The sequence below is a fragment of the Porticoccus litoralis genome (genome assembly GCF_030676955.1).
GTDB lineage: Bacteria > Pseudomonadota > Gammaproteobacteria > Pseudomonadales > Porticoccaceae > Porticoccus > Porticoccus litoralis.
Genome location: NZ_JAUUUU010000001.1, coordinates 190,307 through 205,886, shown reverse-complemented (window position 1 = coordinate 205,886; position 15,580 = coordinate 190,307). Strand labels below are relative to the sequence as shown.

The window sequence follows — 15,580 nt, the reverse complement described above, 5'->3', positions numbered from 1 at the left end:
TCAGGCGGCCAGGGGAATTCCGTGCCCATCGGAGAGCGAACGGAAAATATCGCCATATAGTCGGTAGAACATGTTGGCGGAATGAATGATCTGCGCCTGTTCTTCTGGAGATTCGATACGGTTCATCAGGTTCTCAAAAAACTTCACATGATCCTGATCCAGAGAGCCGTGGGAATAAAGGTACGAGAATGCTTTCTTGGGAAGGTTCAGCGTTTCCCTGATCTTATCTGCAGCATTTTCAGCGATGCTGACACTGGTGCCTTCCAGTACCTGAACCATGCCAAAAAAGCCGAGGGGATTGATGCGCGTCACCGTGTCGTAGGCGTAGGCGACCATCAGCTCGGTTTCCGGGTGTGGCGTGCTGTGTCGGGCCGCTTCCTTGTCGTAACCACAGGCAGCAATATCATTGAGAATCCATTCCTGGTGGCCGACTTCCTCCTCGATGTATTCCGCCACGGCATCTCTCAGCCACTCCTTGTCTTCTGGCAAGCGCGACCCCACTGCCATGAGCAATGGAGTGGTGTGTTTGACATGGTGGTATGCCTGCTCGAGAAAACCAATGTATTCGTCCAGGGTGATATTTCCCGCCAATGCCTTTTGAATGATAGGCGCGCTTAGCAGATGCTGTCGCGCTGACAGAGTTTGTTCGTTCAGTGTGTTAAAGAAAGCCATTTTTTGTCTGTACCTGACTTGAGGTTGATATGTTGTGTATAGGCCTCCACAAAGGAGTGCCAGTGAGGGCCATCCAATCCCGGCATGTGTCTACACATTTGCCGAACATCCCGTTCAGAAGCACGGGCCACCGAAAGTCGGCGACGGCACTTTTCGAGATCGATGAGGGCGATATCCACATCAGTGTTTTCACCGGGCTTGATCCGGAAGAACACGTGTTTGTCGTACAGGCAGCCATGCTGCCAGCGTTGGTTGTGTAGTTTGGCCAGGGTTTCCGCCAGCCATCGATAGACGGCATCCAGCACACGGTCCTTGATGGGTCCATCTGGCTCATTGTTGTACCAGTCCTGGACACATTCGTAACCAGCCAGGTCCCGTGTAACCAGAACAGCCTGTGCTTCGCCATTTTCCATGCGGTTATCGCAGTAGATCACTTCCGGGGTCACGACTCCCAGCTGTTCGCAGATACCTAGGCGGTGGGCTTCGCGAACAATCGTGGGGCAGCCAAACGGGTAGCGCAGAGTGCGGCAGATATGTCCCACCTGTTTTTTGACAAAAAAGGTATCGCCGTTCACTTCGCAGCGCATGACGCCGCTTTCGCCGCCGCGACGTTTATTTGGTTCTTCAACCCAGGTTCCGTTCATGTGCCACCAGTCGTCAAAGTTGTTGGTGGCCGGGTTGCTGTGAGGAGCAGGGGAAAGGGTTTTCATTATTATTTGCCTTTCTTATTATGTACATGCGCCACATAGCATAACCCATGAGGAAATCGCGGTGGTTGATAATCTCAAAGCCGGCGGCATCAAATTCTGATTCGATTTCCTTTCTGGCAACGATAAACCGGTTCTGGTTAGCGTGATCTCCTGACAATTTGCCGCGCTTTGCTTCCAGCTTTTTGCGCCGCCATGATTTGTAGTTGCCATCCACCCAGAGCGACACTACCACCGTATCCCGGGTGACGCGGTGAAATTCCCTGAGAATAGCCAGTCGATGCTCTGGCGAGGCGACATGATGCAGTAGTCGCATACAGAAAATGTTGTCTACGGAAGCATCGGGCATATCAATGGCAAAGGCAGAGGTTCTGAAGGGGATGACCCGCTCTGCCAGGTGTTCCGGCTGGTGAGCCAGGGCCACCTGTAGCATATCCCCTGAGTTGTCAGCGGCATAAATCTGCCGGTGAATGTTTTCCGCCAGCATGGGCCAGAACCTGCCCGCTCCGCAGGGAAGGTCCAGCACTGTGTCCGGGTTGCCCGCATCTTCGAGGCATTGACGGGCAAGACGCTGTTCCCGCCAGTTGGATAAACGGCGTGACAGGGACTCGTGGTGTTTGTCGAAATATTGCTGAGCATGAACCCGGTCGTATTTCTCGGAAAATGCCAGGGACGGGGGTACGTCGTTGGTCGCCGCCCGGGAAGTGGTCCTGTCGAGGTATGCGGCGGATGTAGTCATGCGCTGAGCTCCTCCACCCCTGAGTGATACAGGCTATCCAGCAGGGAGCGATAGTGTTCCTGAATGGCGCTTCGCTTGGGCCGGCCGTTATCGGTGATCAGTGAGCGATCTGTTGTCAGCGGAGCAGGCAGAATGGCCCACTGACAAATGCGGGCATAGTCCGGTAGGGAGCGGTTGATATCATCAATAATCGCTTGCAGCTGGCGTCGACTTATTCCGGGCTGCCGGGGTGTAAGCAGGGCAACACAGTAGGGCTCGGCATCGCCAAATACGACAAACTCTGCAAATACCGGATGGGCCAGAAATTCGGATTCGATCCATTCCGGGTTGATGTTGCGACCGTAGCTGGAAATCAGCAGGTTTTTGCGTCTGCCATTAATGAACAAATAGCCGTCATTATCCAGATACCCGAGATCGCCTGTATAAATAGCCTGGTTGCCCCAGCTTGAGGGTTCGTTCACGTAGCCAAGCATCGGATTGCCTGTGACGACCACTTCATCATCAATAATTCTTACCCCAAGGTGGGGTAAGGGTTTGCCACAGCTACCGGGCCGGTGCTGGCGAGTGGCATTCAGACTGACCACAGAGGCACATTCGGACAGTCCATAGCCTTCATAAGCGGGTATGCCCGCTTGCCATGCTTGACTCAGCAGTGCCGGTGAGACACGACTGCCACCCACAGCGACAAAACGCAGGGATGACGGAGCTTGCCAGCCTTTGCTGGCAGCGTTGACCAGCAGTAACAGCAACTGTGGGGTAAGAATCAGGCTGTCGGGCTGATAGCGGCTGATTACGGATGTCATGATTGAGGCATCTACCGAGGAACTGCCACAGAAGCCCAATTCCCGCAAGGAAGGGGCGATCACTTCGCCGCTGGCCATGATGGGTGTATACACACCGGCGACGTTTTCCAACAGGGTGCTCAGTGGCAACAGGCAGAGGTGTCTCGGGTGTTTTAGGGCTACTGCATTAGCCAGCACGGAGGCCTGTTCCAGCAGCTGGTAATTACTCAGGCAGACACCCTTGGGGGAGCCGGTTGATCCCGAGGTATAAGTTATCTTGCCGGTTTGCTGGGGCAGCAGGGCAGGGGTATCACTCATTTCCATCAACAGCAGTTGCAGGTGGTTGCTGCCGGGAAGGATTTCGCTGAGAGTCTCACGGTGTTTCACCTGGGGAAACAGATCCGGCACGGCGGGGTTGTCGCTGATAACGGCATCCACTGGCGTCTCACTTAATGCATGCTGCAATTGCGAGATCGAAAAAAACGTGGGCAGGGGCAAGATGCAGATGTTGGCCAGTTGACAGGCCAGATCGATCACAATCCAGTCAAGACCATTGTCCGCGTGCAATGCCAACGTGCGAATATTCCGTCGTTCAAGTTGTTTCGCCAGCTGTTGGCAGGTCGCTGTGAGCTGTCCCCGTGTCAGGCTTCTCGCCGTATCACGAACGACAACCTGAGTTTCGTCATACAGGTGTTCAAGCTGCGTAACGATATTGACCATGGTGGACTCCGTATTTGATCTGGGCAGCGAGGGTGTCAACCTGGTTGCAGTACAGGGCCAGGATGCCGCCTAAGGTGCGTTTTGCACCGATAACCTGCATGGCGTGGTTGAGATCACCGGCGACCACCAGCGGATTGGTGTGGTAATAGCTGCCCCATTGCTTCAGGACGTTTTGCTCCAGACGCTCCGGCTTGGCTTCATCGATAATGCGCAGCTCAAAACCCAGTCGATTAATGGTTTTTCTGACCTGGGGAGTAGCGGTAAAGGTAATCCAGCGGAATCCGGCACGGTGCAACGTTGCGGCCAGTAGCACGAACAGTAACTGGCTTGAACCGCGGTGGGTGGCGGCGAGGTTGCCGATTTCAACGACACTGAGTCGGTTGGCGGGCGTTTCAAACACCCGCACCACTTCCTGCTCGATGGGTTGGTCGAGGTACTGCTCCAGAAACAGGGGCTGCTCCTCGACCGGTCTGATGCCGGTTACCGCGCTTAACTGCTCATTACAGCCAAGGCTTAGAAACAGCGGCATGAATTCGTTGATACTGGCGCCGTAGACGGATTGAAATTGTCTGGCAACATAAGTTTCTACCCGTTGCCGGTCTGCAGATTGACGACCGTGCAATGAGAGCTGTGGTCCCGGCCCCAACAATTGACTGAGGCTGCGGGAGGGCTTTTCACTGACCGGGACGGCAGTGTTGTCTGATGTCGTGATAAGAGCCATTTCCAAACCCTATTCCGGTGTATTGCCTGTCAGATTAGTTGGCAATACTTAAGAAACCCTTAACGTTAAAAAAGGTGAAAATGTTTTTTTCAGAGCTACGTTCCAGTGCCGGGAAGTTGCTATAATCCGCGCTCTGCGGACCACCCCAGGTCCACCTCGCCGGCATGCATAGGTCGGTATGTGCTACACGGGACACCCTGTTGATCAATACGCTGATTTCCGCTCTTCTGTTTGCGGTCATCTCAATGGCCAGCGCCGAGGTTTTTTCTGATTGGTTTCATGGCAATCAGGCTACCCCGGGGGAATGTCATGTGGTTGTCGGCGGTGGCGACCTTGATGACACGGATAAGCCTTTTGCTTTTCTGGCGCACAGTTTTCCTGTTGTGCATGAAGCTGAAACAGTTGACAGTATCTGTCATGTTCAACCAGCCACATATCGTGGGACGTATCAGGTTCACGGTATTCGGGCACCCCCATTCTCTCTAAGGCAGTGCTAAAGCCGGGTTTTTTCTGTTTTTCCGGCTTCTGACTAGACGAGTATTCAGGCGGTTTCTGCCACATCGCATTTAGCCTGAACGAAGTCGACACGGCATTGTTCCTCTCTTATCTGTTGTTTTTTGCCATCGGGCTTGCCCGCTTGGCATTGCGTCTACCCCCCTAAGTTCACAATGGAGATTGTGTTATGCATGAACTCACCACCCCGATGATCGTATCCGGGGCAATATTGATTTTGACTTTCCTTGGTATCTTTACCGAGCATCTACACGGCTATAACCGCGCTAAATTTGCCATGGCAGGGGCCGGTGCCATTATTATCGCGGGCCAGATTTATGGCTTCTATTCGCCCGAACTGGCGCTTCACGCCATCGACTGGAATGTGGTGTTCCTGCTGGCAATCATGATGATTGTGGTTTCCATCATGATCAGCACGGGTGGCTTTGAGCATATGGCCGAATATCTGGCGAATCACAGTGGTGGCTCACAGGTCCGGCTGATGGTGTTTTTGGGTACTGCTGTGACAGTGATATCGCTGTTGCTGGATAACGTGACCACGGTCATTATCTTCGGGCCGCTGATTATCCTGATCTGTCAGACCATGGGCATATCGCCCATTCCCTACCTGCTGGCCGCTGCACTGTTATCGGATACCGGTGGTGTGGCAACACTGGTTGGTGACCCGCCCAACCTGATGATCGGTTCTGCTGCAGGTATCGACTTCAATACTTTCTTTATCCACATGGGCCCGCCGGTGGCTCTGGCCTGGTTGAGTATTCTGATCGCCATGCGCTTCCTGTTCCCCAGTGAGTTGTCGATTCCCTGCGGAAACTTTGAATCAGTAGCCCAGTATAAAAATAAGCGCCTGTGGCAAAAGTCTCTGCTGGTCATGGCGTTCATGGTGGTGCTGTTTATCTACCACACCAAGCTGGGATGGGAGCCCTGGATGGTGGCGGCGATTGCCCTGACTATTCTGGTGTTTCTGTCCCGTAAGGTGGACCTGGACAAAGTCACCGGGCATTTGGAAACACCCCTGCTAATGTTCTTTATCGCGCTGTTTATTCTGATTGGCGGTGTTGAAAAAAGTGGGTTGCTGGAGCTGATCGGCGAGCAGTTCAAACCGATCATATTGGAACACCCTCTGGGTGCGGCGCTGCTGCTCCTCTGGGTTGCCGCCATTTTGTCCGCATTGATCGATAATATTCCCTTTACCGCTGCCATGATTCCCGTACTGGCGGGACTGCAGCTTCAGGGAGTGAATGTCAGTGTCATGTGGTGGGCGCTGGCCATGGGTGTCGGCATGGGAGGCAACGGTTCCCACATTGGTTCCACCGCCAACGTCTATATCGTGACCATCTCTGAGCGGCTGGCTAGGGAGACGGGTAATCCTGCCCTGGCGATTACCCCCGGTCTCTGGTTTCGCAAGGGCACTCCGGCAATGTTGCTGACACTCGCTCTTTGCTCAGTCTTTATCTGGTTGGGTTATGACTACCTCTACGTAGAGGGCCTGGCGCGCTAACCAAGCCTGCATACGGTTTATTCGGGGCTGGCAACACCTCTTACCGGAGGGAGGTTGCCAGCCTTTTTTTTGATCAAGAGAAAAGCGTCTAGCAGAGACCGTCATATACAGTCATTTCTGATAGAGCAAACCATTATTTAGCGGTGCTGGGAACGGAGGTTGGGCGAACTATACTAAACAGTGAGTTGATGTAAGTTAACACGAGGTACTAGCTTATGGGCGTCTCTCCTGTTTTGGCTGATTATCTCAGCAAACACCACGTCAATTATGAAGTGTTACGACATGAACATACGAGTACTTCCATGGCGACTGCCCGCGAGGCACATGTGCCGCCTGCCAAGCTGGCAAAAGCGGTGATTGTTCGCCAGGACGACCGCTATGCCATGTGCGTTATTCCTGCTGCCAACGAACTGGTGGTGGAATGGCTGGAGTACGGTCGTCAGCACGGATACGAGATTGCCGAGGAATCCGAGTTGCGCCAGCTGTTTCCAGACTGCGATGAAGGGGCGATTCCCTGCCTGGGAGATGCCTTTCATATGGATGTGATTGTGGACAATGCACTGCTTGAAGCGGGCATGGATGTCTACATTGAAGGGGGTGACCACCACCATTTACTTCACCTCAGTCACAAGGATTTTTCGCGGCTGATGTCCAATGCCTGGCCAGCCCCGATCAGTTGCCTGCGCGGTGGGCAGGGCGATAAATCCTATCTTTGGGCTCCGCCCGAAGACGGGTAATTACCGTTCTGCTCACTTGCCACGCGGGAGGATGGTCCCCCATTCCCATTCTCCCGTTTTTTATGCCTCCAGAATGTTCAGGTCATTATCTGTTTGAGCTCTATCCCATAGCAGTCACGGATTTGTGGCTTTATTCAGGTAGGGTATGGTCATGCCGGGCGCAGAAATGGTTGAATGACACTAAAAGCCCAGTATACGGAGCATTCCATGCAGGTCGCCTATACCCCTAAACAATTGCGGGCACGCATACGCTATGGCGAATACCAGACCAATACCTCGGGTCAATGTCAGGGGTTTGTGCAGGGTAATGTGGTGATCCTGCCCGAGGATTGGGCTGCGGACTTTTTGCGCTTCTGCCAGCTGAACCCCCGGCCATGTCCATTGATTGCCATGTCTCAGGTTGGTGATCCATTGTTGCCGGAGCTAGGTGACGAACTGGATATCCGCACGGATATTCCTCGCTACCGGATCTTTCACGGTGGAGAGTTGATGCAGGAGGTCATGGATATCGTCAACCACTGGCGGGATGATCTGGTGACATTTGTCCTGGGCTGTTCTTTTTCCTTCGAGGAAGCCTTGCTGGCGGATGGGCTGGAGATACGCAATATCACCGAAGGCGTCAACGTCCCGATGTACCGTACCAATATTCCCTGCCGCAAGGCGGGCCGTTTCAGCAGTGACATGGTGGTGAGTATGCGACCGATGCTGGCGGCTGACGCGATTCGCGCCGTTCAGATCTGCACGCGCTTTCCATCAGTGCATGGTGCGCCAGTTCATATTGGTGATCCTTCCCTGATCGGTATCCACGATATATCCAGTCCTGATTTTGGCGATGCTGTGAGCATCCACGAGGGAGAGCTGCCCGTGTTCTGGGCCTGTGGGGTAACCCCGCAAGTGGCCCTGGAAACAGCCCGGCCACCTTTGTGTATTACCCATAGTCCGGGTTGCATGCTGGTCACCGACTTGCCCAATAGCAAGCTGGCGGTGTTATGAGCAGCGGTCAGAGGATTGCAACATGCCCCTGTTGTTAAACGCTGATCTGGGTGAAGGTGCTGGCGGCATCGACCTGGATGTCGATGCTGCTGTGATGCCTCATATCCATCAGGCCAATATTGCCTGTGGTTTTCATGCGGGGGATCAGATGTCGATGCTCAAAACACTGCAATTGGCAGGGCGGCATGGGGTCATGATCGGGGCTCACCCCGGTTATCGGGATCTGGAGGGATTCGGGCGCAGGTCAATGGCCCATACGCCGGAGGAAATCGCGGCGCTTTTGCATTATCAGATTGCCGCACTGGACGGGATGGCTCGCTCCATGGGGTTAACCCTGGCCTATGTCAAACCCCATGGTGCGCTTTACAACGATATGATGAAAGATGCCCAGTTGCGGCGGGCGGTGATGGAGGCCGTGGCAAGCTTTTACCAACCTCTGCACCTGATGATCCAGGCGACCCCCGAGGCTGAAGCGCATCGTCGCGAAGCAGCGGCGTTGGGTGTTCCATTGTGGCTGGAAGCATTTGCGGATCGGTGTTATGACGACAGCGGATTGCTGGTGCCCCGGTCCTGCTCGGGTGCGGTACTCAGCCGGGAACAGACTCTGGCACAGGTGGCGTCACTGGTTGAGACGGGTGAGATCATCGCCGCCGGTGGGCTGCGTTTGCCGCTGGCGGCAGATACGCTCTGCGTGCACGGGGATAACCCGGAAAGTATCCGCGTGATCCGCGAACTCAGGCAACTCGTGTCTTGAGCGTGGAGCCAGTATCGTGAAAATCGCCGTTGCAGGTGAAAATGCCCTGATCATTTATCTTTCCGATCACCTCAGCCCGGAGGTCTCCGATCAGGTACAGCGGGCCGTTCAAGTGTTGGAACAGGCGCTCGGAGATTTGCTGGTGGATCTGGTGCCCTCCTATGCCTCCCTGCTGTTGATTTATGACCTGTACAAAACCGATTACGGCCGCTTGTGTTCACAGATCCCCGCGCTGTTGGCGGAGGCCAAGGGTAGAGCATCTGAGCGCCGTGCCAAGCTGGTGGAACTGCCGGTTTATTACAGCGAGGAATCCGGACCTGACTTGCGAGTCATGGCCAGTCAGACAGGCCTCTCTATCTCCGACATCGTGGACTTGCACCAGGCCCGGGAGTACCGGGTTTACGCCATCGGCTTTGCCCCCGGGTTTGCTTACCTGGGAGAGGTGGACGAGCGTATTGCTCATCCTCGCCTGGCAACACCGAGACCTCGGGTGCGACAGGGTAGTGTGGGCATTGCCGGGCGACAGACTGCGGTGTATCCCTCCATTTCCCCCGGTGGCTGGAATTTGATTGGCCGCTGCCCGTTGTTGATGTTTGACCTGCAGGCAGACCCACCGATGCCGGTGGAAGTTGGGGATCGGGTACGTTTTTTTGCCATTGATCGCAGCGAATTCATCTCGATGGGAGGTGAGCTGTGAGCGCAGTCGGCTTCCAGGTTATCAAGCCTGGAGTCATGACCCTGATTCAGGATGGTGGACGCATTGGCTATCACCGCTTGGGGTTGACCACTGGAGGCCCCGCAGACTCCCTAGCGTTTGCCTGGGCAAACCGGCTATGCGGAAACCCCTCGGGTGCATCATCTCTTGAAATTACCGTAGGTGGCCTGGAGCTTGTCGCTGAGGTAACCACCCGAATTGCCGTCTGCGGTGCCGATATGCCACTGGCCATCAATGGCAGACCTATTGAAGGTTGGCGCAGTCACTCTGTTTATCCCGGGGACAAAATTTCGGTGGGCTTTGCCAGAGCCGGAGTGCGAGCCTATCTGGCCACCGCTGGTGGGTTGATGGTGCCAGCGGTTCTGGGGAGCACTGCTACAGTATTACGAGAGGGCATAGGGGGTATGGAGGGTCGTAAACTGGTGGGAGGGGATCGCCTGCCATGTCCTCAAGTTGATAGCGGGGACTGCTTGAAAGTGCCCACGGGCTATCGCCCGGTCTATAACCGGCGAGTGTTGTTGAGGATGGTGATGGGTTACCAGCATGATGCCTTTGCTCCGTCTGAGCGGGAGCGCTTTTATGCGGGGGAATACCAGGTGTCCAGCCAGAGCGACAGGATGGGATATCGACTGGAAGGGCCGGCAGTGCATTGCCGAATGCCGGATATGCTTTCCGAGGGCATTTGCCTGGGCGCAGTTCAGGTGCCCCCTGATGGCCAGCCCATCGTGCTGCTCAGTGATCGCCAGACGATTGGGGGTTATCCCAAACTGGGCGCGGTGCTGTCCGTAGACCTGCCGCTACTGGCACAGTTGCCGGCGGGTGGCAGGGTATCTTTTGCACCGATAACGGTCGACAAGGCTCGGCAGGTGAGACTGCAGGCCACCAAACAATTTGAGCAAATACAGCCGGTAGTCTGTCCAAGTAAAGAGCCTTCAGCGGGGTAAAGAGCCTTCAGCGGGGTAAAGAGCCTTCAGCTGGATAGAGAGCCTTAGGTTGAATGAGGTGTCCATGACAAATGAACATGACCAGTTACTCAGCGAGCGCATCGAGCAATTACTGGTGGAGAGAAATATGCGGGGTATGGCGGACCTGCGGGCCCACCTGCGCCCGGGCTATTGCCTGAGGGCTGCCGAGCGTTTAAGAGCGTGTCGCGGTCCGGTTTTGATTGGCACGGGTTTTCCGGTTCTGGACACGTTTGAAACCGATGGGCCAGCCGGTGCCATTGCACTTTACAGGGCGCTCGAAGGTCAGGGTGCGGAACCGATACTGGTCTGTAGCGAACAGTTGGCGATGTCCTTGACCGGTGATTTTCGGGTAGAGGCGATGCCAGTGGGTATTTCCCCACAACTGCCTGAGCGTATCCGTGAGGTGCTGGCGAACATATGCCCCGAGCTGGTGGTAAGTATTGAGCTGCCGGGACGGGCCAGGGATGGTCGTTACTACAATATGCGTGGCGAGGATATCAGTGAGCACACCTTCTGTTTTGATGATTTTCTGACCCTGGCCGACTGCCCCAGTATTGCCATCGGCGATGGCGGCAATGAGATTGGCATGGGAAATCTTGTCGAAGCTTTAGCATCACTGGATATTACGCCCTCTGCCACCCGCTGTGATGAATTGGTGATTGCCGATGTGTCCAATTGGGCGGCCCATGGCCTGGTGGCCATGCTCAGTTACTGGTCTGATATCGATTACCTCTCACAGTGGGATAACCGTGAAGTACTCGAATATCTGGCGGAAAGGGGCAGTGTCGATGGAGTGACCAGAGAAAACACGCTCTCCGAAGATGGCTTGCCCTGTGAAAGTGGCAAGCTGCTGGTGGCGGGCCTACAGCAGCTGGTGAATGAAGCCAGGGGCGGCCGTTAAGTGTCCGCTATGCTTTTCAGGGTGAAAGGGCACTGCTAAGATCGGTCGCTTTTTTCGGGTGTGGAATAACCTTGGCAATTGGGTAAAGAGCTGAGAAAACAATGAGCACAGTATTTTTAAATGGCGACTATTTACCCATGGAGGAAGCCCGTATTTCGCCCATGGACAGGGGGTTCCTGTTCGGTGATGGTATTTACGAGGTTCTGCCTTCCTATGCTGGCCGTATGGTGGGCTTTGACCCGCATATGGAACGTATGAGCCAGGGGTTGTCTGCAGTCGGCATCAAACTGGATTGGAGTAGAACCCGGTGGAAAGCCGTTTGCGATACGCTGATAGAGCGCAATGGCAGCGGTAACCTGGGCCTTTATCTCCATGTCAGTCGCGGTGCGGATAGCCGGCGTTTTCACGCCTACCCGGAGAATGTCTCACCGACGGTATTTGCCTTCACCTTTGAAATACCCGCCGAGCCCGTGGCCGACAAAAGCAGGGTCAAGGCTTTCCGTGTGGTCACTGACCGCGATTTGCGCTGGGAGCGCTGCCATATCAAATCCACGGCGCTGCTTGGCAATGTCATGCATTTTCAGCATGGCTACCAGCAGGGAGTCGATGAAACCTTACTGTTCAACGAGCGGGAAGAACTGACCGAGGCCAGCGCCTGTAATGCCTATATCGTTAAGGATGGGGTGGTGATTACCCCGCCCCTGGACCAGTACAAGCTGCCGGGCATCACCCGTTACATCCTGCTGGATCTGCTGCGCAAAGACGGGCAGATTCCTGTGCAGGAGCGGACTGTCACCAAGGCCGAGGTCTATGCTGCCGATGAAGTCTGGGTCACCAGTTCATCTAAAGAGGTGGTACCTGTTATTGCTGTGGATGGTCGACCGGTTGGCAATGGTGAGGTCGGGGATATCTGGTTGCAGGCGCAGAAAATTTATTCTGCCGGTAAGTTTGATTACTGATTAAAACGCTCAACGAGCCTATTTGAGATAACACAATATTCATGTCCAGACCCGCAAAAGCCCTGATTGATTTAAATGCTCTACGCCACAACGTGACGCTGGCTAATCAGCTGGCGCCCCAGTCCCGCACCATGGCCATCATCAAGGCCAATGCCTATGGCCATGGCGCAGTTGCGGTGGCCCGTGCGATAGAGGATCTGGTGCCCGCGTTCGGTGTTGCCTGTACCGAGGAAGCGCTGGAGTTGCGGGAGTCGGGAATCGTCAAACCAATCTGCTTGCTGGAGGGCGCGTTCAGCCGTGACGAGATTGATGTTGCTGCTCGGCATGACTTCTGGGTTTCGGTGGTAAACCGTGAGCAGTTGGAGGCCGTGCTGGCTTCCAGGCCTGCCAGCGCACTAAAGATCTGGCTGTGCGTGGATAGTGGTATGCACCGCCTGGGCATTCGCCCCGAGGAACTGGTGGCCACCTATGGGGCATTAAACGCCTGCGACCATGTCGCCAGTGGTATTGTCGTGGCTACCCATTTCGCCTGTGCCGATGAGCTGGATAATGATTTTACCCGGCAACAGCTGGCCCGCTTCAATGCGGGAATGGCCGGTCTGTCTGGCGAGGGGAATATCGCGCTGAGTCTGGCAAACTCTGCGGCACTCCTTGGCTGGCCCGAGTGTCGGGCCGACTGGAATCGACCCGGCATCATGCTGTACGGCAGTTCTCCTTTCCAGGAGCCAAATACATTGGCCGATCAGTTGCAGCCAGTGATGACGTTAAAATCTTCTGTCATAGCGCTTCGTGAGGTGCCGCCTGGTGAGACCGTTGGTTATGGCGCCCGCTGGAGCGCCCGCCAACCGAGCCGTATTGCCACGGTTGCCATGGGCTACGGCGATGGCTATCCCGTTCACGCGCCGGACGGCACCCCTGTGCTGATCAAAGGCCAGCGCTGTCCCATGGTGGGTCGGGTATCCATGGATATGATTACCGTAGATGTCACCAGCCTGCAGGATGTCGCTGTCGGTGACGAAGTGGTGCTGTGGGGCAGTGGGTTGCCCGTCAATGAGGTGGCCAGAAGGGCGGCTACTATCAGTTATGAATTACTGACACGCATGCCCCGTAGAGTGCCAAGAGTTTATCTCGGAGCAGACTCAGGCAGCTGAGTTCGATAGCCCAGTTGTAACCCCAGGGTGAGGATCAGTAGCCCTGCCAGAATCCCTGCCATTCCTTCGTAGACAGCCTGATGCCAGCCCAGCCAGCGCCATAACATGGCGCAGCCAAGCCCTCCGGCAATGGCTATCAGGCTCAGGGAGGGCGTTGGTCGCTTTCCAAGACAGAGAAACAGCAAGAGCGGGGCAAACGCACTTGCCAGACCCGACCAAGCCATCACCACCAGGCTGAATACGCTTTGGCTGTTGCCCAGTGCCCAAATTAATGCGCCGAGAGTGACTAGTACGGTGACGACTTTCATCAGCCATGTTTTCTCGATCCTCTGTGGTAGCAGGTCATGGGTAAGGGTTGCCGAACAGCTCAGCACCAGTGAGTCTGCCGTGGACATAGTGGCGGCGAAGATCCCTGCCAGTATCAGTCCAACCAGCAGGGGTGGAAACAGCTCCAGAGCCATGGTTGGCAGCGCCAGTTCAGCGTCAAAGCTGGCGGTATCGCTGAGATAGATTCTCGATAGCATACCGACGCCTGTCGCCATGGCGTAAAACGCCAGGTACCAGAGGTAGTACCAGCAGCGAGCGCGGTTCATCTGTCTGCTGTCCTTGAGTGTCATAAAGCGAACCATGATGTGTGGTTGCCCAATCACGGATAGGCCCGCGAACATCCAGCTGACAGCAAAGAGGATACCGCCGGCAACACCAGGAAATGCAAGGTCTGAGGGGTACCAGTCGAGAAATCCCTGTAGTTGCGACATTTCCTGATAAACGGACTGGAGACCGCCCAGAGAACTGATGGCGGCAAGCATCAGTAATCCCATGGCGACAATCATCACAGAGGATTGCGCCGCGTCGGTCCAGATGGAGGCGCGTATGCCACCGGCAAAACAGTACAAAGTCACCAGGGTCGCCGACAGGGTGGCTCCAGCCCAGGACGGCCATTCAAACAATACCTGGAGTGCCTTGCTGCCGGCCACCAGCTGGGCACTGGCATAGGCCAGCAGGAAAATCAGGGAAATAATTCCCATGGTGCGTTGCTGGCCATGGTGACGATCACCGTACCAGCTGCTGAGAATGCCCACATAACTGACTTCAGCGGTTTTTGGCGCCTGTTCGCGCAGACGGTGATGGACAAACTGTGAGGCGAGGAAGTCGCCGGTAATCCATCCCAGCATGAGCCAGATGGCCGAGAGACCAACCATATAGGTGTAACCGATAACACCGATGAACATGTAACCGCTGTTGTTGGTGGCGACCGCTGAGAGGCCTACCAGCCAGGGCGATACCGAGCTGCTGGCCAGGTAATAGTCGTGCTTGGTGCCACGACTCTTCCTGGCGGATAGCAGGCCGATCACGGTAAACATGAGCAGGAAGGCAACAAATGAAATGATCACGGTGAGATGACAGCGTGCAGAATATGGCCGCTGACCGCAGTCGGCAATTCCAATGTCAGTGGCGTCATTTTCACGGAATAGCGGAGCCCAAGTCTCTCGACAAGGTTCACGAAGGGTGCTCTGCCACTATCGGCCAAAATCAGTTCGACGCCCTGTTGACGGGTCATGTGGAGGCAGAGACGTTCAATGTCGCGGGCGTTGTCGTCGGAGTAACAGATATCGGCACCAATCATCAGGTCAATATCCCTGAGATCATGTTCGCGCAGACCGGACAGGCTGCAATGTTGGGTCTGCATGTCGATATCATTGTGTCGGCACACCAGCTGCTGGAAAGGGAAGACGTCGGCATCCCTGTCTGTGGCAATAACTTCTACATCGAAGGTTTTTTGCAGGTACGTGCCTGCCAGTCCCCAGCCACATCCGAGTTCCATGGCCTGTCGCGTCCCACTCAGGGAGTGACGGGAAAGATATTCGATCAGCAAATAGCTGGAGCGCCAGATGCGGGAACCAAAATCACTGGGTTGAAAGCCCTCTTCAATCAAATTGGCCACTTCCGGGTGATTTGGTTTCAGCGCCTTTATGCCGTGGACATAAAACTGACTCTCACTGCTTCGCAGGGATTCTGTTTGTACGCTGGCGTCATTCATCACCAGTAG

Annotated in this window: 17 protein-coding genes; 10 read left to right on the top strand and 7 right to left on the bottom strand. The window is 55.2% G+C overall.

Going from position 1 to position 15,580, the window contains the following annotated elements; translation table 11 throughout:
- Genes Q8A57_RS01020 through Q8A57_RS01000 form a run of 5 tightly spaced genes read right to left on the bottom strand, consistent with a single transcriptional unit; the run spans position 1 to position 4,341 of the window.
- On the bottom strand, positions 1-672 hold the full coding sequence (locus tag Q8A57_RS01020) for a TenA family transcriptional regulator (RefSeq protein WP_305169062.1): 672 nt from the start codon (positions 670-672) through the stop codon (positions 1-3).
- Positions 651-1,382, bottom strand: a complete 732-nt coding sequence (locus Q8A57_RS01015) for a lipopolysaccharide kinase InaA family protein (RefSeq protein WP_305169061.1) — start codon at positions 1,380-1,382, stop codon at positions 651-653. The genes Q8A57_RS01020 and Q8A57_RS01015 overlap by 22 nt, the downstream gene beginning before the upstream one ends.
- Positions 1,330-2,118 (bottom strand): class I SAM-dependent methyltransferase, encoded by a 789-nt coding sequence (locus Q8A57_RS01010; RefSeq protein ID WP_305169060.1) that lies wholly within the window; start codon positions 2,116-2,118, stop codon positions 1,330-1,332. Before Q8A57_RS01010 ends, Q8A57_RS01015 begins: the two co-directional genes overlap by 53 nt.
- Complete coding sequence (locus tag Q8A57_RS01005; RefSeq protein ID WP_305169059.1) at positions 2,115-3,620, bottom strand: AMP-binding protein; 1,506 nt, start codon at positions 3,618-3,620, stop codon at positions 2,115-2,117. Before Q8A57_RS01005 ends, Q8A57_RS01010 begins: the two co-directional genes overlap by 4 nt.
- The gene (locus tag Q8A57_RS01000; protein ID WP_305169058.1) at positions 3,595-4,341 is read right to left on the bottom strand and encodes a thermostable hemolysin; all 747 of its coding nucleotides are present in this window, start codon (positions 4,339-4,341) and stop codon (positions 3,595-3,597) included. Before Q8A57_RS01000 ends, Q8A57_RS01005 begins: the two co-directional genes overlap by 26 nt.
- 200 nt (positions 4,342-4,541) lie before the next feature.
- On the opposite strand from Q8A57_RS01000, the gene Q8A57_RS00995 reads away from it, so the two are divergent.
- The 10 genes from Q8A57_RS00995 to alr all read left to right on the top strand — a co-directional run bounded on the left by Q8A57_RS00995 (position 4,542) and on the right by alr (position 13,530).
- Positions 4,542-4,838 (top strand): hypothetical protein, encoded by a 297-nt coding sequence (locus tag Q8A57_RS00995; RefSeq protein WP_305169057.1) that lies wholly within the window; start codon positions 4,542-4,544, stop codon positions 4,836-4,838.
- 185 nt (positions 4,839-5,023) lie between these two features.
- Entirely contained in the window at positions 5,024-6,355 is a 1,332-nt protein-coding gene (locus Q8A57_RS00990; RefSeq protein ID WP_305169056.1) for an ArsB/NhaD family transporter, read from the top strand.
- Between the two features lie 215 nt (positions 6,356-6,570).
- Positions 6,571-7,092, top strand: coding sequence for an aminoacyl-tRNA deacylase (locus Q8A57_RS00985; RefSeq protein ID WP_305169055.1), 522 nt, complete (start codon positions 6,571-6,573; stop codon positions 7,090-7,092).
- A gap of 174 nt (positions 7,093-7,266) precedes the next feature.
- Entirely contained in the window at positions 7,267-8,085 is an 819-nt protein-coding gene (locus Q8A57_RS00980) for a putative hydro-lyase (protein ID WP_305169054.1), read from the top strand.
- A 22-nt stretch (positions 8,086-8,107) separates the two neighbouring features.
- Positions 8,108-8,839 (top strand): 5-oxoprolinase subunit PxpA, encoded by a 732-nt coding sequence (locus Q8A57_RS00975; RefSeq protein ID WP_305169053.1) that lies wholly within the window; start codon positions 8,108-8,110, stop codon positions 8,837-8,839.
- Positions 8,840-8,855: 16 nt separating this feature from the next.
- On the top strand, positions 8,856-9,536 hold the full coding sequence (gene pxpB, locus Q8A57_RS00970; protein WP_305169052.1) for a 5-oxoprolinase subunit PxpB: 681 nt from the start codon (positions 8,856-8,858) through the stop codon (positions 9,534-9,536).
- A complete protein-coding gene (locus Q8A57_RS00965) occupies positions 9,533-10,498 on the top strand; it encodes a 5-oxoprolinase subunit C family protein (protein WP_305169051.1) in 966 nt (321 codons plus the stop codon). Before pxpB ends, Q8A57_RS00965 begins: the two co-directional genes overlap by 4 nt.
- Before the next feature lie 64 nt (positions 10,499-10,562).
- On the top strand, positions 10,563-11,420 hold the full coding sequence (locus Q8A57_RS00960) for a DUF4392 domain-containing protein (RefSeq protein ID WP_305169050.1): 858 nt from the start codon (positions 10,563-10,565) through the stop codon (positions 11,418-11,420).
- A 101-nt stretch (positions 11,421-11,521) separates the two neighbouring features.
- The gene (locus Q8A57_RS00955; RefSeq protein ID WP_305169049.1) at positions 11,522-12,379 is read left to right on the top strand and encodes an aminotransferase class IV; all 858 of its coding nucleotides are present in this window, start codon (positions 11,522-11,524) and stop codon (positions 12,377-12,379) included.
- A 41-nt stretch (positions 12,380-12,420) separates the two neighbouring features.
- Positions 12,421-13,530, top strand: coding sequence for an alanine racemase (alr, locus tag Q8A57_RS00950; protein WP_305169048.1), 1,110 nt, complete (start codon positions 12,421-12,423; stop codon positions 13,528-13,530).
- Here the strand turns inward: alr and Q8A57_RS00945 are convergent.
- Both Q8A57_RS00945 and Q8A57_RS00940 read right to left on the bottom strand, forming a co-directional pair.
- The gene (locus Q8A57_RS00945; RefSeq protein ID WP_305169047.1) at positions 13,503-14,924 is read right to left on the bottom strand and encodes a sodium/proline symporter; all 1,422 of its coding nucleotides are present in this window, start codon (positions 14,922-14,924) and stop codon (positions 13,503-13,505) included. The two genes, alr and Q8A57_RS00945, sit on opposite strands and share 28 nt — an antisense overlap.
- Positions 14,921-15,571 carry a class I SAM-dependent methyltransferase gene (locus Q8A57_RS00940; RefSeq protein WP_305169046.1) on the bottom strand — a complete coding sequence of 217 codons (651 nt, stop codon included), beginning with the start codon at positions 15,569-15,571 and terminating at the stop codon, positions 14,921-14,923. Before Q8A57_RS00940 ends, Q8A57_RS00945 begins: the two co-directional genes overlap by 4 nt.
- Between the last annotated feature and the right edge of the window lie 9 nt (positions 15,572-15,580).